Origin of the sequence: Pseudomonas sp. NFR09, assembly GCF_900111535.1 — a bacterium.
Taxonomy (GTDB): domain Bacteria; phylum Pseudomonadota; class Gammaproteobacteria; order Pseudomonadales; family Pseudomonadaceae; genus Aquipseudomonas; species Aquipseudomonas extremorientalis.
Genome location: NZ_FOIH01000001.1, coordinates 44,829 through 67,294, shown reverse-complemented (window position 1 = coordinate 67,294; position 22,466 = coordinate 44,829). Strand labels below are relative to the sequence as shown.

20 protein-coding genes are annotated in these 22,466 nt (G+C 62.0%); 13 read left to right on the top strand and 7 right to left on the bottom strand.

The genetic code is table 11. The annotated features are described in order from the left end of the window. Positions 1–214: 214 nt before the first annotated feature. From BMX59_RS00310 to BMX59_RS00295, 4 genes are all read right to left on the bottom strand, one after another. On the bottom strand, positions 215–3,262 hold the full coding sequence (locus BMX59_RS00310) for an autotransporter domain-containing protein (RefSeq protein WP_175486649.1): 3,048 nt from the start codon (positions 3,260–3,262) through the stop codon (positions 215–217). A gap of 279 nt (positions 3,263–3,541) precedes the next feature. After that, positions 3,542–4,597 (bottom strand): alkene reductase, encoded by a 1,056-nt coding sequence (locus BMX59_RS00305; protein WP_093119242.1) that lies wholly within the window; start codon positions 4,595–4,597, stop codon positions 3,542–3,544. A 16-nt stretch (positions 4,598–4,613) separates the two neighbouring features. Continuing rightward, entirely contained in the window at positions 4,614–5,795 is a 1,182-nt protein-coding gene (locus BMX59_RS00300) for an MFS transporter (RefSeq protein WP_093119239.1), read from the bottom strand. 13 nt (positions 5,796–5,808) lie between these two features. Beyond that, a complete protein-coding gene (locus BMX59_RS00295; protein ID WP_016975101.1) occupies positions 5,809–6,135 on the bottom strand; it encodes an ArsR/SmtB family transcription factor in 327 nt (108 codons plus the stop codon). A 154-nt stretch (positions 6,136–6,289) separates the two neighbouring features. Between BMX59_RS00295 and BMX59_RS00290 the strand changes: the two genes are divergently transcribed. Then, a complete protein-coding gene (locus tag BMX59_RS00290; RefSeq protein ID WP_093119237.1) occupies positions 6,290–6,868 on the top strand; it encodes an acyl carrier protein phosphodiesterase in 579 nt (192 codons plus the stop codon). 119 nt (positions 6,869–6,987) lie between these two features. On the opposite strand, the gene BMX59_RS00285 is transcribed toward BMX59_RS00290, so the two are convergent. Together BMX59_RS00285 and olsB are read right to left on the bottom strand one after the other, a co-directional pair. Continuing rightward, a complete protein-coding gene (locus BMX59_RS00285) occupies positions 6,988–7,779 on the bottom strand; it encodes a lysophospholipid acyltransferase family protein (protein ID WP_071488882.1) in 792 nt (263 codons plus the stop codon). Next, positions 7,779–8,534, bottom strand: coding sequence for an L-ornithine N(alpha)-acyltransferase (gene olsB / locus BMX59_RS00280; protein ID WP_003172415.1), 756 nt, complete (start codon positions 8,532–8,534; stop codon positions 7,779–7,781). Before olsB ends, BMX59_RS00285 begins: the two co-directional genes overlap by 1 nt. A 394-nt stretch (positions 8,535–8,928) precedes the next feature. Here olsB and BMX59_RS00275 point away from each other — a divergent pair, with 394 nt between their 5' ends. The 9 genes from BMX59_RS00275 (at position 8,929) to BMX59_RS00235 (ending at position 17,724) form a co-directional block, all read left to right on the top strand. Further along, entirely contained in the window at positions 8,929–9,582 is a 654-nt protein-coding gene (locus tag BMX59_RS00275) for a hypothetical protein (RefSeq protein ID WP_093119235.1), read from the top strand. A gap of 39 nt (positions 9,583–9,621) precedes the next feature. Further along, positions 9,622–10,695, top strand: coding sequence for a serine hydrolase domain-containing protein (locus tag BMX59_RS00270; RefSeq protein ID WP_092241305.1), 1,074 nt, complete (start codon positions 9,622–9,624; stop codon positions 10,693–10,695). Then, positions 10,692–11,006, top strand: coding sequence for an amidase (locus BMX59_RS00265; protein ID WP_092241307.1), 315 nt, complete (start codon positions 10,692–10,694; stop codon positions 11,004–11,006). Before BMX59_RS00270 ends, BMX59_RS00265 begins: the two co-directional genes overlap by 4 nt. Positions 11,007–11,114: 108 nt before the next feature. Next, on the top strand, positions 11,115–12,290 hold the full coding sequence (locus BMX59_RS00260) for a M20 aminoacylase family protein (protein WP_092241308.1): 1,176 nt from the start codon (positions 11,115–11,117) through the stop codon (positions 12,288–12,290). A 59-nt stretch (positions 12,291–12,349) separates the two neighbouring features. Further along, positions 12,350–13,660 carry a citrate-proton symporter gene (locus BMX59_RS00255; protein WP_092241310.1) on the top strand — a complete coding sequence of 437 codons (1,311 nt, stop codon included), beginning with the start codon at positions 12,350–12,352 and terminating at the stop codon, positions 13,658–13,660. Next, positions 13,657–15,099: an amidase gene (locus BMX59_RS00250; RefSeq protein WP_093119224.1), complete on the top strand. Its 1,443-nt coding sequence runs from the start codon at positions 13,657–13,659 to the stop codon at positions 15,097–15,099. Before BMX59_RS00255 ends, BMX59_RS00250 begins: the two co-directional genes overlap by 4 nt. A 64-nt stretch (positions 15,100–15,163) precedes the next feature. Further along, the gene (locus BMX59_RS00245) at positions 15,164–15,922 is read left to right on the top strand and encodes an IclR family transcriptional regulator (protein WP_071496842.1); all 759 of its coding nucleotides are present in this window, start codon (positions 15,164–15,166) and stop codon (positions 15,920–15,922) included. A 52-nt stretch (positions 15,923–15,974) separates the two neighbouring features. Continuing rightward, positions 15,975–16,565, top strand: coding sequence for a YceI family protein (locus tag BMX59_RS00240; RefSeq protein WP_093119222.1), 591 nt, complete (start codon positions 15,975–15,977; stop codon positions 16,563–16,565). A gap of 1 nt (position 16,566) precedes the next feature. Continuing rightward, positions 16,567–17,724 carry a phospholipase D-like domain-containing protein gene (locus BMX59_RS00235; protein ID WP_093119220.1) on the top strand — a complete coding sequence of 386 codons (1,158 nt, stop codon included), beginning with the start codon at positions 16,567–16,569 and terminating at the stop codon, positions 17,722–17,724. Between the two features lie 113 nt (positions 17,725–17,837). Here the strand turns inward: BMX59_RS00235 and bglX are convergent, their stop codons facing one another. Next, positions 17,838–20,129 carry a beta-glucosidase BglX gene (gene bglX, locus BMX59_RS00230; RefSeq protein WP_071488891.1) on the bottom strand — a complete coding sequence of 764 codons (2,292 nt, stop codon included), beginning with the start codon at positions 20,127–20,129 and terminating at the stop codon, positions 17,838–17,840. Between the two features lie 226 nt (positions 20,130–20,355). Here bglX and BMX59_RS00225 point away from each other — a divergent pair, with 226 nt between their 5' ends. From BMX59_RS00225 to BMX59_RS00215, 3 genes are read left to right on the top strand one after another with little or no spacing between them, the layout of a single operon-like run. Then, positions 20,356–20,967, top strand: a complete 612-nt coding sequence (locus BMX59_RS00225; RefSeq protein ID WP_058425190.1) for a LemA family protein — start codon at positions 20,356–20,358, stop codon at positions 20,965–20,967. An 18-nt stretch (positions 20,968–20,985) separates the two neighbouring features. Next, positions 20,986–21,714, top strand: a complete 729-nt coding sequence (locus tag BMX59_RS30935) for a TPM domain-containing protein (protein ID WP_092241318.1) — start codon at positions 20,986–20,988, stop codon at positions 21,712–21,714. Between the two features lie 28 nt (positions 21,715–21,742). Continuing rightward, positions 21,743–22,360 (top strand): TPM domain-containing protein, encoded by a 618-nt coding sequence (locus BMX59_RS00215; RefSeq protein ID WP_071488893.1) that lies wholly within the window; start codon positions 21,743–21,745, stop codon positions 22,358–22,360. Positions 22,361–22,466 lie beyond the last annotated feature (106 nt).

The window sequence follows — 22,466 nt, the reverse complement described above, 5'->3', positions numbered from 1 at the left end:
TTCTGACTGATGGGTGGGGTGACTTTATATACGGGCTGGCGGGCGGTTGATAGGTAGCCGCCTAAGTATTTTGTAGCGATTTTGTTGCAGGGCTGTGAAGGAGTGTTTCCTAGGCCCCATGAAAAAGCCCCGGTTCCTGCGAGCCGGGGCTTTTTCGTTTCAGCATTTTGCGACGTTGACCGTGACCTGAGACTCTAGAGCGCAGTCGTGCTGCTTAAAAATTGAATGAGTACCGCGCAGTGATGTTTTGATCGCGCAAGCGTTCGCCCCGTTCCTGGCTCAAACGCAGCTCCAGCGAGCTGTCGCGGGTCAGGCTGGCGGTGGCGCCCAGTTCGAGGTGGGTGGTACGGCGATTGAGCGGCGCACCGCCCACTTGCAGATTTGCCCCGCCGGCCCAGGCTGCCTCGGTGGTGGGTTGCAGGTCGCCGCTGGCCAGGGTGTAGGCTGCGCCACCGTGCAGGCTCAGCCATGACGGGCCGATTTGCGTTTTGTCCAAGTCAATGTTGAACCGCATGCCACCGGTGGTCAGGTTGACGGTTTCTTTTGAGCCTTTGCCTTTGAGTGCGCTGACGCCACCGCGCTCACTGAAACCGTCACTGCGCTGGCGCACCTGAGCCAGTTGCACATACGGCTGCCAGTCCCAGGCACCTTGGTCGAAACGATAGTTGGCTTCTGTGAACAGTTGCAGGGTGCGGGCACTGTAGTCGGCCGAAAGGCGTTCGTTGATGCCGGGGAAGTTGACCCGCCGTCTGGTCTGAATCGCATGCTGGCCGTAGGCCGTGCCGGCATACAGCCCGAACGCGTCCCAGGCATGGCCCACGTGCAGGCCGATCTGGTAGCTGTCAATACTTGCCTTGCCTCGAGAGCCCGCTTTCACGTCTGTATTGTCACTGCCGAGCACCACGCCCATCCTCGTGCCTTGTTCCAAGGCGTGATCCACACCCACCAGCAGGCCGGTCGTGGTGTGCGCTGTTCGGGCTGTGTTGCCGTCGCCGCCGGCTGCGCCTGATTGACGAGGCAGTTGTACCCACGCGCCCGACCGTTGCGCCTGCGGCTCGCGACTGCGCATACCGGGCGTGCTGCGGGCCCGATCCAAGGCCGCGTCGCGCACGATACGGCTGTTGTCGATCAACACCGCCTGGCTGCTGGCATGCAATTCGCCGCTGAGTTGATCCAGGGCGTGCGGCGCTTGCTCAGCAAACAGCGCAGTGAGGCGCTGAGGCAAGGGCCCGGATATCGCCTCACGGTCAGCGGCATCCGCCACGGCACGCTGGTTTGCCGTGTTGGCGGCCGACGCCAGTGAGCGGCCACGCCCGACATCGACCCACAGGTTGTTGGCGTCCAGTAGTTGGTTGAAGCTGAGGAAGGGTGAAAGTGTGCTGTGATCAATTGACGTAAACCCACCGTTCACACCGTTGTCGGCATACAGGATGGTATAGCGCTGGCCCAAGGGCAGGGCGCCGTCCTGGCGCACCATGCGCAGCGTGCCGCCGTCGACTCGGGCCTGGCCGGTCACGCTTAGCGCCGGTTGCTCTGGGTTCGCGTGGGACAAGGCAACCAGCGTCGAGCCGGTGACTTGTTGATAATCACCATTGATGTTCAAGGCCTGGCGATCACTACCTGGCATGATCGTGCCTTCAACCCGAGTGCTGGCCAGCGTGCCGGCACCCATTAGCGTGCCTTTTGCGCCGACCAGCGTATTGGCACCGGTTTGGCTGCCGTTGATCTGGGCAAGACCCGCGCTGACGTTAAGGTCAGTGTTGTGCAGAGTGCCGTTGAGGATGAGCGCGCCGCCTTCTACCTTGACGTCACTGCTCAAGCGATTGACGCCGTCCAGCTCCAGAATACCCTGCGTGAGAGTAGCCCCGGCAAAGCTGTTTTCACCGCTCAGACGCAACCAGCCCACACCGGACTTGCCAAGACGGCCAGGGCCGCCGATGTCGTTACGCCAATCGTCCCAGGCGCCGCCTTGCCAGACTTTTGTACCACCAGCGTAACGGTCCATATTCACGTCGGTGTCGACCCGCAACTGGCCGGGGCCATCGATGGCTTTTTTCAGGTTCATCATGCCCCAGCCGTACACGTCGTCGACACCGGGCGCGCCCAGGTCGGTGGCGGTGGTGAGCAACACGTCACGGATTTGTGGGTTGTCTAGGTAGGGGAAACGCTCTATCAGCAGGGCGAGGCCGCCGCTGACCTGCGGGGCGGCGAACGAGGTACCGGTACCCTCTGAGTAATCAAAGTCTGGGCGATCTCCTGTGACTTTCAGTTCGTTTGGTTTGCCATCTGCTCCGTAGCTCAATGTTGTCTGTATGTCACCGCTGACTGTCGTGGAGGTGATGTCTGTGCCGGGGGCAGCCAGGCACCACTCTTTGCTGAATCCACAACGATTGGAGCTGAGATCCAGAGTGAGGTCCTGACGCAGATTGACCACACTCAGCCAGTACCGCTCCAATTCCGGCAGTATCCTCGGCAGGCTGGCCTCGGTGCTGGCAAGCGGCGCGTTCTCAGGTGATACGTTCGCAATATTGGTATTGCCCGCTGCCCAGATTTGCAGGATTCCAAAGTCCCTGGAACCCTGGCCGAGATCGTTACCAGCGTTGTATACCTGAGCCAGCTCTTCATCAAGTTCAGCTTCAGTCAGCGGCGAACCTGAGCTCCAGCTGTGGTTGACAACCCTTGCATTCTGTTCGCGTAGTTGCGCATAGGCGGCGTGTATCTGGGCGGATTGCACCTCACGTCCGCCCAGGAACTCTCCCCCGACATAGAATAGATTCATGGTTAGCCGTATTGCGCTCAAATCACTTGCGTAGGCCACACCGTGTGTGCCGTTGCCGTCTCGATTGGCAACCATCGTTCCAGCCACATGAGTGCCGTGGTCTTCGTATCTGACAGCACTGTCCAAGTACAGGACTTGAGCGCGATCGCCTTCGGTAAAATAGCAACCATCACCAATGCGAGAGGCCGTCTCGCTGGTACAGCCTCGCTCGGCAAGGCGTAAGCCGTAATGCTCTTTCCCCGAAAACTCGCCATGGCGCAAGTCGGTTCCGGTGTCAAAAACACCCAAGCGCACGCCGCTGCCACTTAACCCACGGGCGTAAGCATAGTCCGCCCCAATCGCGCCGAGTCCCCAGTTCAGCTTGAACTCATCGCTGCGCCAACTGGCGGCGTCATTCAGGCGGCCCTGTTCGGCATAAGCCTGAGCTTGAATCGGCATCAACGACACAATTGCCAGCATGGCCAGGATGTTGGCTACGCTCAAGGCTGGTGACGGCTTTTTTGTCTTTTGTGAAGCAGGAGGGCGACTTTTTATATTCAGCATCCGCAGCGAACCTTCATTTAATTACGAGGCGGATGCCAGTCTGAATAATGAAGTGCGCGCTGCGTGTAAGTCAGATCCGCGTGTGCGGGGATATGTTCGATATTACCTGTCTGAAGAAGGCGCAAGGCCGTTGGAGAGTTGTGTATACGAGGCTGCACGCAGGGTGGAGTAAGAGTGCCACGGCATTGAAGCCGTGACTCTCTCAAACAGCGGATTACATCAGAGCGCCAGCGTCGGGTAGTCGATGTAACCCACTGGGCCTTTGCTATAGAAAGTATCTGGGCGGGCTTCATTCAATGGCGCATCAGCCTTCAAGCGCGCTGGCAAATCCGGGTTGGCAATGAACGGCACACCCCACGCCACGGCATCGGCTTTGCCTTCGGCCAGCCAGGCGTTGGCGCTGTCCTTGGTGAAGCGTTCGTTGGCGATGTACACGCCGCCGAAAGCCTTCTTGAGTTGTGGACCGAGGCTGTCGCCGGCTTCTTTCTCACGGGAGCAGATAAACGCGATGCCACGCTTGCCCAGTTCGCTGGCAACGTAGGTAAAGGTTTCCGCCAGGTTGTCATCGCCCATGTCATGGGAGTCGGCGCGTGGTGCCAGGTGCACACCCACGCGGCCAGCGCCCCAGACTTCGATGGCGGCGTCGGTCACTTCCAGCAGCAGGCGTGCACGGTTTTCCAGGGAGCCGCCGTACTGGTCGGTGCGCTTGTTGGTGCTGCTTTGCAGGAACTGGTCGAGCAGGTAACCGTTGGCGCCGTGGATTTCCACGCCGTCGAAGCCCGCGGCCTTGGCGTTCTCGGCACCGGTGCGGTAGGCATCGACGATGTCGGCGATTTCCGCGGTTTCCAGGGCGCGTGGGGTCGGGTAGTCCGCCAGTGGACGCACCAGGCTGACGTGGCCTTTAGGCTGGATCGCGCTCGGGGCTACCGGGCTTTCGCCGTTCAGGTACGACTCATGGGAGATACGGCCCACGTGCCACAGTTGCAGGAAGATCTTGCCGCCCGCGCCGTGCACGGCCTTGGTCACGTTGGCCCAGCCGCGCACCTGGTCGTTGGACCAGATGCCTGGGGTGTCCGGGTAGCCCACGCCCATCGGCGTCACGGAAGTGGCTTCGCTGAGGATCAGCCCGGCGGAAGCGCGTTGCACGTAGTACTCGGCCATCAGCGCGTTGGGCACGCGACCTTCATCGGCACGGCAGCGGGTCAGCGGCGCCATGATGATGCGGTTCGACAGTTCCAGGTCGCCCAGTTTGATCGGATCGAAAATAGTCGTCATGGGATAACACCTTTCTCTAATAAGTGGTTGATCGGTGGGTAGCGAGGGCCAGGTCGGCATCGCCGCCCTGACGGAAAGTAATCAGCGTCACCAGCAGCGCGAGGATCGCCAGGGCCGCTGCGGCCAAGGGCACGCTGGTCAGGCCGAAACCGTGGGCAATCACACTGCCGCCCACCCAGGCACCCAGGGCGTTGCCGATGTTGAACGCGCCGATGTTCAGGGTGGACACCAGGTTCGGTGCGGCCTTGCCGAAGGTCACCACGTTGATCTGCAACGCAGGCACGGCGGCAAACGAGGCGGTGGCCCACAGGAACAGGGTGATTTCGGTGGGGATCACGGCGACGCTGGTCCAGGTCAGTGCCGTGGAGACCACCGCCATGCTGATGAACACGCCGACCAGGGTGGCCCCCAGGCGCTTGTCCGCCAGCTTGCCGCCGATGATGTTACCCACGGTGAGGCCCAGGCCGATCAGCAGCAGGGTCCAGGTCACGCCCTTGGGCGACACGCCGGTGACATCGCCGAGCAGCGGCGCGACGTAGGTGAATAGGGTGAACATGGACGCGGCAAACAGCGCGGTCATGCTCAGCGACAGCCAGATGCCGGCGCCCTTGAGGGCGGCGAGTTCGGCGCGCATGTCGAGTTTTTCTTCGTCACGCCTGGCCGGCAGGAAGCGGATCAGGCCGATCAACGCCACCACACCAATCACCGTCACTGCCCAGAAGGTCGAGCGCCAGCCGGCTGCCTGGCCCAGCGCGGTGCCCAGCGGCACGCCGAGCACATTGGCCAGGGTCAGGCCGGTGAACATCAGGGCCACGGCCGAAGCACGCTTGTTGGCCGGCACCAGGTTGGCCGCCACCACTGAACCAATCCCGAAGAACGCCCCGTGGCACAGCGCGGTGACCACACGGGCAAACATCAGCACGTTGTAGTCGCTGGCCAGGGCGCAGAGCAGGTTGCCGATAATGAAGATGCCCATCAACGCTACCAGCGCCGCCTTGCGTGGCAATTTGGCGGTGGCCAATGCCATGAAGGGCGCGCCGATGGCCACGCCCAGGGCGTAACCGGTCACCAGCCAGCCGGCGCCGGGAATCGACACACCCAGGTCCGTCGCCACATCGGGCAACAAGCCCATGATGACGAACTCGGTGGTGCCGATGGCGAAGGCGCTGAGGGCCAGTATGAGGAGCGAGAGGGGCATTGGCGTTTCCTTGTTACAACGCGGCGCTGTCGTGCGCGCTGAGTTCGGTGGTGAGCGCCGCGAGGAAGGCCTGGATGGTGTCCTCGTTGCGTTTGAAAAAGTGCCACTGGCCGGCCTTCTGGCTGCTGATCAACCCGGCGCGTTGCAGGGTGGCCAGGTGGGCCGATACCGTCGACTGGGACAAGCCGCAGCGCTGGTCGATCTGCCCGGCGCAGATGCCGTATTCGTGGTTGTGCAGTTGCTCGGGGAATTGCACTTTCGGGTCTTTCAGCCAGGTGAGGATGTCTCGTCGTACTGGGTGTGCCAGGGCTTTTATTATTTCGTCGAGGTCGATGGACATGGCAGGTGCTCGGTTGCGTACAGCGTTATATCGCGATGAGGCGAACTTTAAATCGGTCTATCCCGATATACCAATATGATTTTGGTCTGAGCCTAGGCTCATTCGGTATATCGGGTTATAACGATACGTTGACGGCAGTGGTAGACTGCGCGCCATGAATTATCTCGCACATCTGCACCTGGGCGGCCAACTTCCTGCCCAACTGCTGGGCAGCCTCTATGGCGACTTTGTCAAAGGCCGCCTGCAGGGCCAGTTCAGCCCCCAAATCGAATCGGCGATCCAGCTGCATCGTTCCATCGACCGCTTCACCGACAGCCACCCTCTGGTGGGGGAGGCGTTGTCACGCTTCAGCCTGACCCGCAGGCGTTATGCCGGGATCGTCCTCGATGTGTTTTTCGACCACTGCCTGGCGCGGGATTGGGCGCTGTATGCCGACCAGCCACTGGAACACTTCACCTCGCAGGTGTACCGCGTGCTTGCCGCCGAACCGCAATTGCCGGGGCGACTGGCGCAGATTGCGCCGTATATGGCGGCGGATGATTGGCTGGGTTCGTACCGAGAGTTTGCAGTGATGGAGCAGGTGTTGCGGGGGATTTCGCGGCGGCTGACACAACCCGAGGAACTGGGGCATGCCGTGCACGAGTTACGAGAGTTGTACGAGCCGCTGAGTGAAGATTTCCGACGGTTCTACCCCGAGCTGCAAGCATTCGCACAGATCCAACTGACAAGGTAAAGCTGAATGTGGGAGGGGGCTTGCCCCCGATAGCAATGGTTCAGTCAAAGCATGCAGTGACTGACACACCCCAATCGGGGGCAAGCCCCCTCCCACATTTGAACGGTGTTCACTTGAGTTCAGGCAGCGAATGCTGGTCGAGCATCCACATGTTCCGCTTCCGGCACCGGCCCGAACAACGCCTTCTGCACTGCCTGCTGCGCTTGATACGCCAGCGCCGCACGTTCCTGCCCGGCACAGGCAATCGGCGTGAGCACATGGATTTCCACATCGCCCTGGTCATTGGCAAACAAGCGCATCAAGTGCGAGAGCAAATCATCGTCGCCAATAAAGGGTGCCAGCGGGTCCACTTGCCCATCACGCAGGTAACGGATCGCCACGGGTTGCAGCGACACATCCGCATCGATCGCACTGGCCAGCAGGCGCCCGTGGAACGTACGCAGGCTGCGCCCATCGGTGGTGGTGCCTTCCGGGAACATCAACAGCGGGTGCTGTTGCTCCAGGTGGCGGGTCATCTGCTTGCGGATCAACTGGCTGTCGCCCGAACCCCGGCGGATAAACAAGCTGCCAGCCTTGGCCGCCAACCAGCCCGCCACCGGCCAGGTGCGCACTTCGGCCTTGGACAGGAATGACATCGGCGCCACGGCGCCGAGCAGCGGAATATCGGTCCAGGACACGTGATTGCTCACCCATAGCATCGGCTGCGTTGGCAATTCGCCGTGCACCGTCACGCGAAAGGGCAGGGCGTTGGTCAGGCGCGCCATGAAAAACCGCGACCAACGCTGGCGCCGCACCATCGAATTGGCGATCCCCAAGCGCTCGAACACCCCAAACACACTGGCCATGCTCAGGCCCAGCGCCACCACCACCAGCACGCGGGCAATGCGCCCGTAAACCCGCAGGCGGCTCATCACATTGCAGCCTTGAAGTGGCGCGCGTAACGCGGGCACAGTTCATCGCGCTTGAGCAGGATGAACACGTCGGCCACCTGGAAATCTTCATCCCAGCACGGCTCGCCGCAGATCTTCGCACCCAGGCGCATGTAAGCCTTGAGCAACGGCGGCATCTCGGCGATCACGTTGGACGGCAAGTCCAGCGCCGGCAGCGGTTTTTTCGGTTCGGCGCGCAGGTGTTCGTTGCACAGGTAGCGTTCGCGCAGGCGCTGCATGATCGCGTGGGCCTGGATGCCGCCGTCGTGCATCGGGATGCTCGCGCAACCCATCAGGTAGCTGTAGCCGCCCTGGTTGAGCACTTCGGCCAATTCGCCCCACAACACCGCGATGGTGCCGCCGTTGCGGTAAGCGGGGTCGACGCAGGTGCGGCCGATCTCCAGGATCGGGCCTTGCAGGTGCAGCAGGCCATGCAGGCTGAATTCTTCTTCGCTGTAGAACCGGCCCAGGGTGCTGGCCGCCTGATGGTCCAGCAAACGGGTGGTGGCCACCAGTCGACCGCTGTTCAAGTCCCGCACACCGATGTGGCTGCAGTGAACATCATAGTCATCCATGTCCAGGCCCAGTTCCGCGCCTTTCAGCTTGGCGTTGAACTCGCCGCTGAACACGTTGAACCGCAGGGCCTGGGCTTCCTGCAACGCCTGCGCGCCAACCAGGCGTTCGGCTTGCAGACGGCGTTCATTGCCGGTGTCGCTGATGCGGGCGATCTGAGTCATGGCGAATCTCCGAGTGCCAGCCACCTTTCGGCCGGTCGACTTGTTTGTCCAAAGTCAGGCTATGTAGGCTCGGTGTCATCTCCATGAAGTTATGGTGACGCTTGGATGACAGCGCCTTGCAAGCCGCAGGGCAGAAGACCGCGGGAACCCAATGAGGGGTATTGGTCACCCAGTGGCCGGGTTTGAAGGCAGTTGGGCCTTCAAGCTGTCAGGAGCTTCAGACAGGCTCCGCTTTTCAGAGCGCTCACCTATGCCAAATCCCGTTGCTACGCAGTTTCCCCCGCGTCCTGACACGACACCATCGGCCTTCCCGCCGACTTCCTTTTCAGTCCCTGCGCCTCTGGAAGGGCATACCGGCACACGGGTTAAAGATGGTCGTACCTATGGCGAAAAGATGAGTCAAAAGCCCAATGTTTCGGGAGAGAAACTATTTGACTACAAACCTGCGGCGTCCACCGGTGGAGGGAAAGTCGGAAATATCTGGGGCGATTTCAGTCAGTGGAACAAAGCAAATTGCTCGACTGTTGCGGCGATCAAGGCGGTGATGATGCAATTTGGCAAGCGTCCTACGGACGTATTCAACTCGGTGCGTGAAACGGCCGATGGCTACCATGTCACGCTGAGAAACGGGGAATCGACGTTCTTGACGAAGGACGAATTGAAACAGGCCGCAGCTGTTGCGCAGCTTAAAGGCGAAGATCCGATGACGGTGTTGTATGCCAATTTCATGTTCGCGGTCAGCGCCAAACGGTATCAGGAGTCTGGCCCGGCGAGCTTTACCGAGGCGATGCACGTGCTGAATAGCGGCGGCCGCCTTGAATATGCATTCAGGCGGCTAGGTGTTTGGGACGAGGTGGAGGCTGTGCCGCCTGAGCAGTTGGCCCAGGGTCGGATGGGCGTCTTTGAATCAAACGGTCACGCCGCTTTGGTGTTTAAGGGGCGAGAGGAGCGTTGGGGCAAGCGGGGAGGGCCTTCACCAACAAAGGTTATTGACGTGGCGTATGCCTTCAAGAACAGAGCGGTGTCTTCAAACGGTCATTGGCATTGACTAGCCTCCCGGGTTTGATCGTTCCTTGAGTCTGCGTCCATGGTCAGAGGCCTGTTGTATGTTGCCCTGCTGTTTGTCACTGTTGCCACCCATGCCGAAACCTGGCCTGACAAGGACTGGCTCAAGGCCACGCCGCTCGAAGGCCCTGCTGTCGATGCCCTAAATGCCTACGCGTTCCCGCCGCGTGACGACACCACCCGCAAAGGCATCCGCACCGATGCGCTGTTGGTGATCCGCGATGGTGTGATCCTCTATGAGCGCTACGCCGCGCCCACCACCGCCAGCACCCCGCACCTGACCTGGTCGGTCAGCAAAAGCCTGATGGCCACGGTGCTCGGCGTGGCCTACGGCGAGAACCGCTTCAAACTCTCCGATCCCGCCGCGCGCTTTTACCCGCCGATGAAACAACACCCCAAGGTGACCATGGCCGACCTGCTGAACTGGGCCTCGGGCCTGGACTGGCAGGAAGACTACGAATACGCCCCGCTGAAATCGTCAGTGGTGGCGATGCTCTACACCCGTGGTCGCGGTGACATGGCCGACTTTGCCGCTGACACCGACGCGACGGCTGAGCCGGGCCAGGTGTTCCGTTATTCGAGCGGCGACACCAATATCCTGTCCGCCACCCTCAAGGGCATGCTCGGCCACAAGGCCTATATGAGTTACCCGTGGGATGCGCTGTTCAAGCCGCTGGGTATTCGCAACGCCACCTGGGAAACCGACGCCGACGAAACCTTCGTCGCCTCGTCCTACGCCTACCTCACCGCCCGCGACCTGGCACGGGTCGGCCTGCTGATGGCGCGGGACGGGCGTTGGGGCGATCAACAACTGCTGCCCAAAGACTGGGTCGCCTTCAATCGCCAGCCCTTCGACAAATACAAGGTCGGCCAGGATGAAGCCGTCCCGGGTGGGCATTGGTGGCTCAATACCGGCGCGTCGAGACCCTGGCCTGACGCCCCCGCCAACACCTTCGCCGCCCTCGGCCACTGGGGCCAGGCGTTATACGTGATGCCCGATGAACACCTGGTGATCGTGCGCTACGGCGATGACCGCGACGGCAGCTATCGCCATAACGAACTGCTCAAGCGCGTGCTGGCGGCGGTGCAACCATGATTCGTCGTCGGCCGTTTACCAGCCTGTTGCTGTTGCTGTTGCTCGCCTTGCTGGGGTGGGGCTGGCACGAACGCGTCAACCTGCAAGCCTTCCCCGACATCATCGCGGCGTATACGGCCAAGGAATACTGTTCGTGCCGGTATGTGCAGAACAATCCGGCGGCGTATTGCCGCGGGTATGTGAAGCAGTACGTGCCGACCAGTGCGTTCAGTGATAACCCGGAGCGCAGTGAGGTAGCGGCGAGCGGGTTGGGGCGCACGCACACGGCGAGGTGGCTGGGCGACCGCCAGGGGTGTCGCCTGGAGCCCTGAGGTTCCACAGGGTGGAACCACCTTTGATTGTCCTCCTGCACACTTCGCGGTTATCTGGCGATGTGCAGCAAACAAGAACGGGAACACCCGCCTGTGAGGAGAATCACCATGCGCCCACACCAGCACATCCTGGATTGGCTCAGCGACGTTGCCGGCGACTTGCGCGCCGTGCGCCACGACATTCACGCCCATCCTGAACTCGGTTTCGAAGAGAACCGCACCTCGGCCCTCGTGGCGCAGTGCCTGAGGGAATGGGGCTATGAGGTGCACACCGGCATCGGCAAGACCGGCGTGGTGGGCGTGCTGCGCAATGGCAGCAGCTCGCGCACCCTGGGCATCCGCGCTGACATGGATGCGTTGCCCATCATCGAAACTACCGGCGCGGCCTACACCAGCCAGCACGCAGGTTGCATGCATGCCTGCGGGCATGACGGCCACACCACCATGCTGCTTGGCGCCGCGCGTTACCTGGCGGCGACGCGGCAATTCGACGGCACGTTGAACCTGATTTTCCAGCCTGCCGAAGAGGGCCAGGGTGGTGCCGAAGCCATGTTGGCCGATGGTTTGCTGGAGCGCTTCCCCTGCGATGGATTGTTTGGCATGCACAACATGCCGGGGCTGCCGGCGGGGCATCTGGGGTTGCGCGTCGGGCCGATGATGGCGTCGCAGGACTTGCTCACGGTGACCCTCGAAGGCGTTGGCGGCCATGGCTCCATGCCACATCTGACGGTGGACCCGTTGGTAGCGGCGGCGAGCCTGGTCATGGCGTTGCAGACGGTGGTGGCGCGCAATATCGACACTCAGGAAGCGGCCGTGGTCACGGTGGGCGCGCTGCAAGCGGGCCAGGCAGCCAATGTGATTCCCCAAGAGGCGCTGTTGCGTCTGAGCCTGCGCGCGCTCAACCCCAAGGTGCGCGAACAGATGCTGGAGCGCGTGCTCGCCATCATCCACACCCAGGCTGCCAGCTTTGGCTGCACGGCGCAGATCGAACACCGCCCGGCCTATCCGGTGCTGGTCAATCACGCCGAAGAAACCGAGTTCGCTCGCCAGGTTGGCGTCGCCTTGCTAGGCGCCGATGCGGTGGACGGCAACACCCGCACGCTGATGGGCAGCGAAGACTTCGCCTGGATGCTGCAACGCTGCCCCGGCAGCTATCTGTTCATCGGCAATGGCGTGTCGCGGCCGATGGTGCATAACCCCGCCTATGACTTCAACGACGATATCCTGCTGACGGGTGCCGCCTATTGGGGCGCGCTGGCCGAGAGCTGGCTCAAGCCTGTCTGACGATCTTCTTTTTCTGCCGCTGGACCCTTTCCCTCGATCGGTTGAATGGAGTGTTCCTCATGCAGACTGCAAAACCAGGTGTGTCCCGCACCCGCCAAGTGGTGGCAGCCGTAATCGGCAATGCGCTGGAATGGTATGACTTCATTGTCTACGGCTTTCTGGCGAGCATCATTGCCCGGCAGTTTTTTCCTTCGGATGACGAGTACGCGTCGCTGTTGATGGCCTTGGCCACTTTTGGCGTGGGCTTTTTCATGCGCCCGGTGGGGGGCATCCTGCTGGGGATCTATTCCGACCGCAAAGGCCGCAAGGCCGCGATGCAGTTGATTATCCGGCTGATGACCGTGTCCATCGCATTGATCGCGTTCGCGCCCAATTACGCCGCCATCGGCATGGGCGCGCCGTTGTTGATCGTGGTGGCGCGCATGCTTCAAGGGTTTGCCACCGGCGGTGAATACGCGAGCGCAACGGCGTTTCTGGTGGAAAGCGCTCCGGCCCATCGCAAGGGCTTATATGGCTCCTGGCAATTGGTGGGGCAATGCCTGGCCGTGTTCGGCGGCGCAGCGATGGTGGCGGCGGTCACGCATTTCTTTTCGCCGCAAACCCTCGACCTGTGGGGGTGGCGCTTGCCGTTCGTGTTCGGTTTGCTGATTGGCCCGGTGGGCCTGTGGATTCGTCGGCACATGGAAGATCCAGAGGAGTTCATCGAGGCACGCAAACAGGCGAGCGGCCCGGCGCCGAGCCTGGTGCAGGTGGTGCGCGAGCACAGACGCAGCATCCTCGTCTCCATGGGCCTGGCCTGTGGTGCGACGGTGTCGTTCTATGTGGTGCTGGTGAACATGCCGACCTTCGCCCACAAAAGCCTTGGTCTGCCACTGGACCAAGTATTGATGGTGCAGATGTTTGCGGTGGCGCTGATGACCGTGGTGATTCCACTGTCCGGGCTGCTCTCGGATCGCCTGGGGCGGCGGCCGGTGTTGATGGCATTCACCCTCGCATTCTTCGTCATGGTTTATCCGCTGTACGTGTGGGTCGCCGCCGCACCGTCCATCGAGCGGCTGCTGGCGATGCAGGTGCTGCTGTGCACAGCCATCGGTGGTTTTTTCGGGCCGGCACCGACGGCATTGGCCGAGCAGTTTCCCATCGAAGTTCGCTCGACCGGTGTATCGGTCGCCTATAACGTGGCGGTCATGGTGTTCGGCGGTTTCGCACCGTTGATCGTCACGTGGCTGACCAAAGTGCTGGGCACGCCCGTCGCGCCATCCTTCTATGTCTTGTTCGCTTGCGTGCTGACGCTGCTGGGCACTTACTGCATGCATGAGGCACCGCGGGCCAAGCGACCACTGCCGTTTTCCAAAGAGGTGAAGCCTTGAGTATTGTTGATTGGGATGCCACCGAACTGTCGCGGGCAATCCACGCGCGACAAGTGTCGTGCGTAGAGGTGGTGCAGGCCTATCTGGCGCAGATTCAGCGCTTCAATCCGAGGGTGAATGCGCTGGTGTCGCTGCGCGATGCCGATGACGTGTTGGCCGAGGCGCGGGAACGTGATCGCGAGTTGGACCAGGGCCAGTCACGTGGCTGGATGCACGGCATGCCCCAGGCGATCAAGGATCTGGCGGCTACCAAAGGCTTGCGTACGACGCTGGGTTCGCCCTTGTTCGCCGAGCACGTGCCCACTGAAGACGCCATCAGCGTGGCTCGGGTGCGTGCCAGTGGCGCGATCATCATCGGCAAGAGCAACGTGCCGGAGTTCGGCCTGGGTTCGCAGACCTACAACACGCTGTTCGGCACCACTGTCAATGCCTACGACCCCAGCCTGGTAGCCGGCGGTAGCAGCGGCGGGGCGGCCGTGGCCGTGGCGCTGCGCATGCTGCCGGTGGCCGATGGCAGCGACATGATGGGCTCGCTGCGCAACCCGGCGGCGTTCAACAATGTGTTTGGCTTGCGTCCGTCACAAGGCCGCGTACCTCACGGGCCTATGCCTGAAGTGTTCGTGCAACAGTTGGGCACCGAAGGCCCGATGGGCCGCAGCGTGACGGATGTAGCTCGGTTGCTGGGTATCCAGGCGGGTTATGACCCTCGGGTGCCATTGTCGTCCAAGGACGATCCGACGGTGTTCAGCCAGCCCTTGCAGCGTGATTTCAAGGGCGCACGCCTGGGTTGGCTGGGGGATTACAACGGCTACCTGCCGATGGACGACGGTGTGCTGAGCCTGTGCGAATCAGCCCTCGATGATTTCATCGCGTTGGGGTGCACGGTGGAAAGCTGTCAGCCGGACTTTTCCATGGCGCGGCTGTGGCGCAGCTGGTTGGTGCATCGCCACTGGCTGGTGCACGGCAACCTCGGCGCGGCCTACGCCAACCCTCAGAAACGTGCGCGGCTCAAGCCCGAAGCGCAATGGGAAGTCGAGGGCGGCCTGAATCTGACGGCCCAGCAGGTGTACCAGGCGTCGGTGGACCGCAGCGCGTGGTATCGCGCCCTCGCCAAACTGTTCGAGCACTACGATTTCCTGCTGTTACCGACTGCCCAAGTGTTCCCTTTCGAGGCACAGCAACCCTGGCCGCGCCACGTTGGCGGGCGTGAGATGGACACCTATCACCGCTGGATGGAAGTGGTAATCGGCCCGACCCTGGCGGGGCTGCCGAGCATGAGCATCCCGGTGGGCTTCAACCCCCAGGGCCTGCCCATGGGCATGCAGATAATCGGCCCGGCCCAGGCGGATCGGGCGGTGTTGCAATTGGCCTATGCTCATGAACAGCTGACGCAATGGGTGCAGCGTCGACCGCCGACGTGCCTTGAATCGACGGGTTGAGCCACGACCGGGCCTGTATCTTGCTGTGAACAATGATCATCCATCGGCAACAGGGAGATCGAACATGGAGACAGGCACCGTACGCTCGGTCGAGCGCGCACTGGCAATCGTCGAGTTGCTGGGCGAGCACCAGGCCCTGGGGCTGGAGGAGTTGCATTACCTCACACGTCTGCCCAAGGCCACAGTGTCGCGCATGTTGCTGACGTTGCAGGAGCAGGGTTGGGTCTATCGCGGCTTGAGCGATCGTCGTTACCGCCTGCGTGCCCAACGTTTGTTCGGCGACACCCAGCAACGCTTCAAGCGCCAGGTGGTGGAAAGCGCAGCGCCTTGGCTGCTGGAGCTCAGTGAGCGCACCGGGTTGGTGGTGGATTTGTCCTGTTTTGATGGCGAGCGCCTGGAGGTCATGGAAAGCGCGATTCCCAGTGTGTTGCGCAAGCTCTACCCGAACAATTGCCAGATCGTCGGCCAGCACGCCAGCCTGTTTCATTCAGCGATGGGCAAGGCCTGCCTGACCCAATTGCCGGCCGAAGAGGTTCAACGTTTGGCGGGCCGCGACCAGGTGGCGGCGGACGAGCAGTACCAGGCCTGCGAACAAACCCAGCATCAGGGCTTTGGCCAGCGCACCGAGGGGTATTGGGAGTATCCGGTGCGCCTGCCGTTTCTGATTCGTGCCGTGGCCTTGCCAGTGCGCGCCAATGGTCGCTTGGTTGGGAGCATGGCGCTGCATTGGCCGATGCATCAGGCGCCGGTTGAGCGGGTGTTGAACCTGCACATGGCCAGCCTGGAAGAGACGGTGCGCGAAGTGCAGCGCGCATTGGCGTAACCCTCGCGATCCGGTTAAGGTTCGTCCAGGTTTTTCGCCCCACGAGTCTTCAATGTTCAACGCTTCTGTGATCAAACCCCTGGCTGTCGCCCTGTTGGCCGCCGCTGCCGTGCCTGCCCATGCCGACTGGTACCTGGATAACGAGTCCTCGCGGCTGTCGTTCGTCACCACCAAGAACACCGAAATCGCCGAAGTGCATCGCTTCCTGGTGTTGCACGGCAAGGTCGACAGCAAGGGCGCGGCGCAGCTTGAGGTGGAGCTGGAGTCCGTCAACAGCGGCATCCCGCTGCGCGACGAGCGCATGCGCAATCAGCTGTTCGAGATCAAGACGTTCCCCGAGGCGCTGGTCAACGCGCAAATCAACCTGCAACCCATCAACGACCTGGCCCCCGGCGCGCAGCTTGAATTGCGCCTGCCGTTATCGGTGACGCTGCACGGCAAGACCCAGACCTACAGCGCCGAGCTGCTGGCCACGCGCCTGGATGACCGGCGTTTCCAGGTGGTCACCCTGGAGCCGCTGGTGGTGCATGCCGAGGACTTCGACCTGGCGCCGGGTGTGGCCGCACTGCGCAAGGCGGCGGGGCTCAAGTCGATCAGTCTGTCGGTGCCGGTGGGTGCGGTGCTGATCTTTACGGCGCGCTGACGTGAGTGGCGCGGTGTTCCCGTGGCGCAGCGCCAACCGTTTCGAGTTGTTGATCGACGGGCCGAGTTTTTTCCCGCAGATGCTGGTGGGTATCGCCCGCGCCGAGCGGCAAGTCGAGCTGGAGTTGTACCTGGTGGAAGCCGGCGCCTGCGCCGAAGCCATGGTGCAGGCGCTGGTGCTGGCCGCCGAACGCGGTGTGCAGGTGCGCTGCCTGTTCGATGATTACGGCAGCCTGGCGTTTACCCTCGGGCTGCGCAGGCGCTTGACCGATGCCGGTGTGGAACTGCGCTTCTACAATCGCCTGCGCTGGCGCCGCTGGATGCGCAACCTGTACCGCGACCATCGCAAACTGCTGTTGATCGACCAGGACATCGCCTTTGTCGGCGGCACCGGCGTGACCGATGAATTCTGGACGCCGGGCAACGACAGTGCCGACTGGCACGAAGTGATGGTGCAAATCAGCGGCCCCCTGGTGCTCGACTGGCAAGCCCTGTTCGACCGCCAATGGCACGCCAACAACGCGCGCCGCGCCTGGAAACCCGCCACCCATTTCGGCTTGCCACGGTTACCCAGGATGCCCGCCACCGGACCGGGTCTGGGTCGTGTGGCCTATGCCGATGCCCGCCAACACCGGGACATTTTGCAATCGTTGATCCGTGCCTTGAACAGCAGCAAGACACGTATCTGGTTGGCGACTCCGTACTTCCTGCCGACCTGGGGCGTGCGTCGTGCTCTGCGCCGGGCGGCGGGGCGGGGTGTGGAAGTGCGTTTGCTGCTCACCGGCCCGCGTACCGATCACCCGTCCGTGCGCTATGCCGGGCATCGTTATTACCCACGTTTACTGCGTTCGGGCGTGCAGATTTTTGAGTATCAGCCGTGTTTCCTGCACCTGAAGATGGTGCTGGTGGATGACTGGGTCAGTGTGGGCTCGTGCAACTTCGACCACTGGAACCTGCGCTTCAACCTGGATGCCAACCTGGAGGCGTTGGACCCTGAATTGACGCAGGCGGTGGCGGGCAGTTTCGAGCGGGATTTTGCCCAGAGCCAGGCGGTGAGCCTGGAGGTGTGGAAGTCGCGGCCGTTGTGGCGGCGGGTGAAGCAGCGGGTGTGGGGGTGGATTGATCGGTTGGTGGTGAACCTGCTGGATAGACGTGGCTAGCCAGTTCACTGGGAGGCAAATGTGGGAGGGGGCTCGCCCCCGATTGCAGGGTGTCAGTCACTGAAAATATTGACTGAACCACCGCTATCGGGGGCAAGCCCCCTCCCACATGTTTACAGCAGTTCGAAGGTTTGCTGCTGCACATCCTGGGAATCCAACCCGATCTGCACATTGAACTCGCCTGGCTCCGCCGCGTACTTGAGCTGGGTGTTGTAGAACTTCAAGTCTTCCTCGGTGATGGTGAAGTGCAAGGTGCGCTCTTCGCCAGCCTTGAGCATGACCTTCTGGAAGTTCTTCAGCTCCTTGATCGGGCGGATCATCGAACCGGCCACGTCCTGGATATACAGCTGCACCACGGTTTCACCATCGACCTTGCCGGTGTTCTTCACCGTCACGCTGGCGTCGAGCTTGCCGGTCTTGTTCAGGGTGGTGGACGACAGCGCCATGTCCGACAGGCCGAATGTGGTGTAGCTCAAGCCATATCCAAACGGGAACAGCGGCCCGGTGGTGTCATCGAAGTACTGCGAAGTGTAGTTGCCCGGTTTGCCTGGGGTGAATGGTCGGCCGATGGTCAGGTGGTTGTAGTAGGTCGGGATCTGCCCCACCGAACGCGGGAAGGTGATCGGCAGCTTGCCCGACGGGTTGTAGTCGCCGAACAGCACGTCGGCGATGGCGTTGCCGCCTTCGGTGCCGGCGAACCAGGTTTCCAGGATGGCGTCGGCCTGTTGGTTCTCTTCCAGAATCGACAGCGGGCGACCGTTCATCAGCACCAATACCAGCGGCTTGCCGGTGGCTTTGAGGGCTTTGATCAGGTCGCGCTGGCTTTGCGGGATGTTCAGGTCGGTGCGGCTGGAGGATTCGTGGGACATGCCACGGGACTCGCCCACGGCGGCCACCACCACATCGGCATCCTTGGCAGCCTTGACCGCTTCGTCAATCATCACTTGGGCAGGTCGGGTGTCATCGACCACTTCCGGCGCATCGAAGTTGAGGAAGTTCAGGTAGTCGACCACCGCCTTGTCGTTGGTGATGTTGGCGCCACGGGCATAGATGATCTTGCCTTTTTCGCCGATCACCGCGTTCATGCCGTCGAGCAGGGTCACCGATTGCTCGGGTTTGCCGGCGGCGGCCCAGCTGCCCATCATGTCGATCGGCGCCTTGGCCAACGGACCGACCAGGGCGATGGTCGCGGATTTTTTCAGCGGCAGGGTGTTGTCCCGGTTTTTCAGCAACACCAGGCTACGGCGCGCGATGTCGCGGGCCTCGCTGCGGTGCAGGCGGCTTTCGGCGTAGGTGTCGGCCGGGTCATCCTCGGCCTTGCCGATGCGCAGGTACGGGTCCTTGAACAGGCCCATGTCGTACTTGGCGCCGAGCACTTCGCGCACGGCGTTGTCGATGTCACTTTGTTCGATCTCGCCGGACTTGAGCAGGCCGGGCAGTTCCTTGCCGTACAGCGTGTCGTTCATGCTCATGTCGATGCCGGCCTTGATCGCCAGCTTGGCGGCTTCACGCCCATCCTTGGCCACGCCATGCTTGATCAACTCGAAGATCGCGCCATGGTCGCTCACGGCCAGGCCCTTGAAGCCCCAGTCCTTGCGCAGCAGGTCGTTCATCAGCCAGGTATTGGCGGTGGCGGGCACGCCGTTGATCGAGTTCAGCGCCACCATCACGCCGCCGGAACCGGCCTTGATCGCCGCGTGGTACGGCGGCAGGTAATCCTGGTACATCTTGACCGGGCTCATGTCGACCACGTTGTAGTCGCGGCCGCCTTCCACCGCGCCATACAGGGCGAAGTGCTTGACGCTGGCCATGATGCTGTCGGCGTTCGCGGGGCTGACGCCCTGGAAGGCCTTGACCATCACTTCGGCAATGCGCGAAACGAGATAGGTGTCTTCACCGAAGCCTTCGGAGGTACGCCCCCAGCGCGGGTCGCGGGAGATGTCGACCATCGGCGCGAAGGTGATGTCGAGGCTGTCGGCGGCGGCTTCCTGGGCGGCGATGCGCCCGGAGCGGCCGATGGCGTCCATGTCCCAGCTGGAGGCCAGGGCCAGGCTGATCGGGAAGATGGTGCGATGGCCGTGGATCACGTCGTAGGCGAAGAACATCGGGATCTTCAAGCGGCTGCGCATGGCCGCGTCCTGCATCGGACGGTTTTCCGGGCGGGTGATGGAGTTGAACGTGCCACCGATGCGGCCGGCGGCGATTTCCTTGCGGATCAGCTCGCGGGGCATTTCGGGGCCGATGCTGATCAGGCGCAATTGGCCTATCTTCTCATCGAGGGTCATCTGCTTGAGCAGGTCGCTGACGAAGGCGTCCTTGTCCTTGAGCGCAGCAGGCTTTGTTTCTGCCCAGGCGGGGTGGGTGGCCAGCGTGGCAACAAGGCCGAGCAAACACAGCTTCTTCATGAATATCCTTTTTCGGCTCACTGCACAGCGAAAATGCGCTGTTCTGCCAAAATGTGGGGAACGTAATGTTGTTGTTCGAGTGTTATACCGACAAATGCCGCACACTTCGGAACTCTTATTAGCGGTGGGCATCTTTTTAGCTGATTGATTCGATGCAATCCAGTCGTGGCAGCGGATTATGCCTTACCGGTGCCCAATTCCATCAAGGTTCGCCAGGAGAAACACCATGCAAGCAGCACAAGGTTACCGCTGGGGCTTGAAAGCCGCGGTTTTGCTATTGATCGGTACGGTGCTCAGCGGTTGCGGCATCAACAACATCCCGACCCTGGACGAACAGGCCAAGGCCGCCTGGGGCCAGGTGCAGAACCAGTACCAACGCCGCGCCGACCTGATCCCCAACCTGGTGGAAGTGGTCAAGGGCTATGCCGCCCATGAGCAGGACACCCTCACCGCCGTGATCGAAGCGCGGGCCAAGGCCACCTCGATCCAGGTGGATGCCAGCACCCTCGACAACCCGGAAAAACTCAAGCAGTTCCAGCAGGCCCAGGACGGCTTGAGCGGCGCGCTCAGTCGTTTGATGGTGGTCTCCGAGCGCTACCCGGACCTGAAGGCCAACCAGAACTTCCTGGCCCTGCAATCCCAGCTTGAAGGCACCGAAAACCGTATCGCCGTGGCCCGTCGCGATTTCATCCAGGCGGTGCAGGCCTACAACACCGAGATCCGCACCTTCCCTGGCCGCCTGTGGCACAGCGTGATGTACAGCGACTTGCCGGTCCGCGCCACGTTTGAAGCCACCAGTGCCGATGCCGATAAAGCGCCGCAAGTGAAGTTCAAATAAGGCTGCGCTGAGGTGTCGATGCGTTTATTACGGATAGGCCTGGCGCTGTGGCTTCTGGCCTGCGTGGGCGTGGCCCAGGCTGCGCTGACTTTCCCGGCGCTGACCGGGCGGGTGGTGGACAACGCCCAGATGATCGACCCGGCCACGCGTGCGCAACTGACCCAGCAATTGCAGGCGCTGGAGCAGACGTCCGGCGACCAGATCGTGGTGGTCACCGTGCCCGACCTGCAGGGCGTGCCGATTGAGGACTTCGGTTATCAACTGGGCCGCCAGTGGGGCATCGGCCAAAAGGGCAAGGACAACGGCGCGCTGTTGATCGTCGCCCGCGATGAGCGCAAATTGCGCATCGAAGTCGGCTACGGCCTGGAAGGTGTGCTCACCGATGCGCAGTCGTGGGTGATCATCAACCAGGTGATTGCACCCAAGTTCAAGGCCGGCAACTTCAGCCAGGGCATCAGCGACGGTGTGGCGGCGATGGTGCAGGTGGTGAGCGGCGAACCGCTGGCCGTGCCGGCCCATGTGGCGGACGCCAACTTTGCCAAGGATAATCCCGGGTTTTCCATCGGCCTGTTTATCCTGCTGATCGGCGTGTTGTGGCTGTGCAATCGCCTGGGCCTGCCGGTGGGCGCGATCCTGCTGGCGATTCTCAGCAGCAGCGGACGCGGCGGTGGTGGCGGGGGCGGCGGCGGTGGTTTCCGCGGCGGCGGTGGCGGCTTTGGCGGTGGCGGGGCTTCAGGCGGCTGGTGATGATAATAATGAGAGAGCAAGCACAACCATGGCATTACTGACTGAACACGAGCAGCGCCAAGTCGCTGAGGCGATCGCCCGCGTGGAAAAGACCACCGACGCGGAGCTGGTGACCGTGCTGGCCGCTCGCGCCGATGACTACGCCTACATCCCGCTGCTGTGGGCCAGCCTGATCGCGTTGGTGGTGCCGGGAGTGGTGCATTACCTGTCGGGCTACCTGACCATGTACACCTTGCTGCTGGCGCAATGGGCGACCTTCATCGTGCTGTGCCTGGTGTTCCGCCTGCCCAAGGTGACGACACGGTTGATCCCGCGTTCGGTGCGCCACTGGCGCGCCTCCAACCTGGCGCGACGCCAGTTCCTCGAGCAGAACCTGCATCACACCCTGGGCAGCACCGGTGTGCTGATTTTTGTCAGCGAGGCCGAGCGGTACGTGGAGATCCTGGTGGATGACGGCATTTCCAGTCGCCTGGATGACAGCAACTGGGATGGGATCGTCAAGGCGTTTACCCAGCAGGTGAAGCAGGGGCAGACGCTGGCGGGGTTTGTGGCGTGCATCGAGGCCTGTGGCGAGTTGTTGAAGGTGCATGTACCGGTGACGCAAACCCGCAATGAACTGCCCAATCGCCTGGTCGTACTCGAATAAAACTCAGTGTTGGGCAAAAAAATGTGGGAGGGGCGGTGCGACGGTTCGACTTGCCCCCTCCCACATTGGGTTCTGTGGTGTTCCATCCAATGACCACTGATCAAAT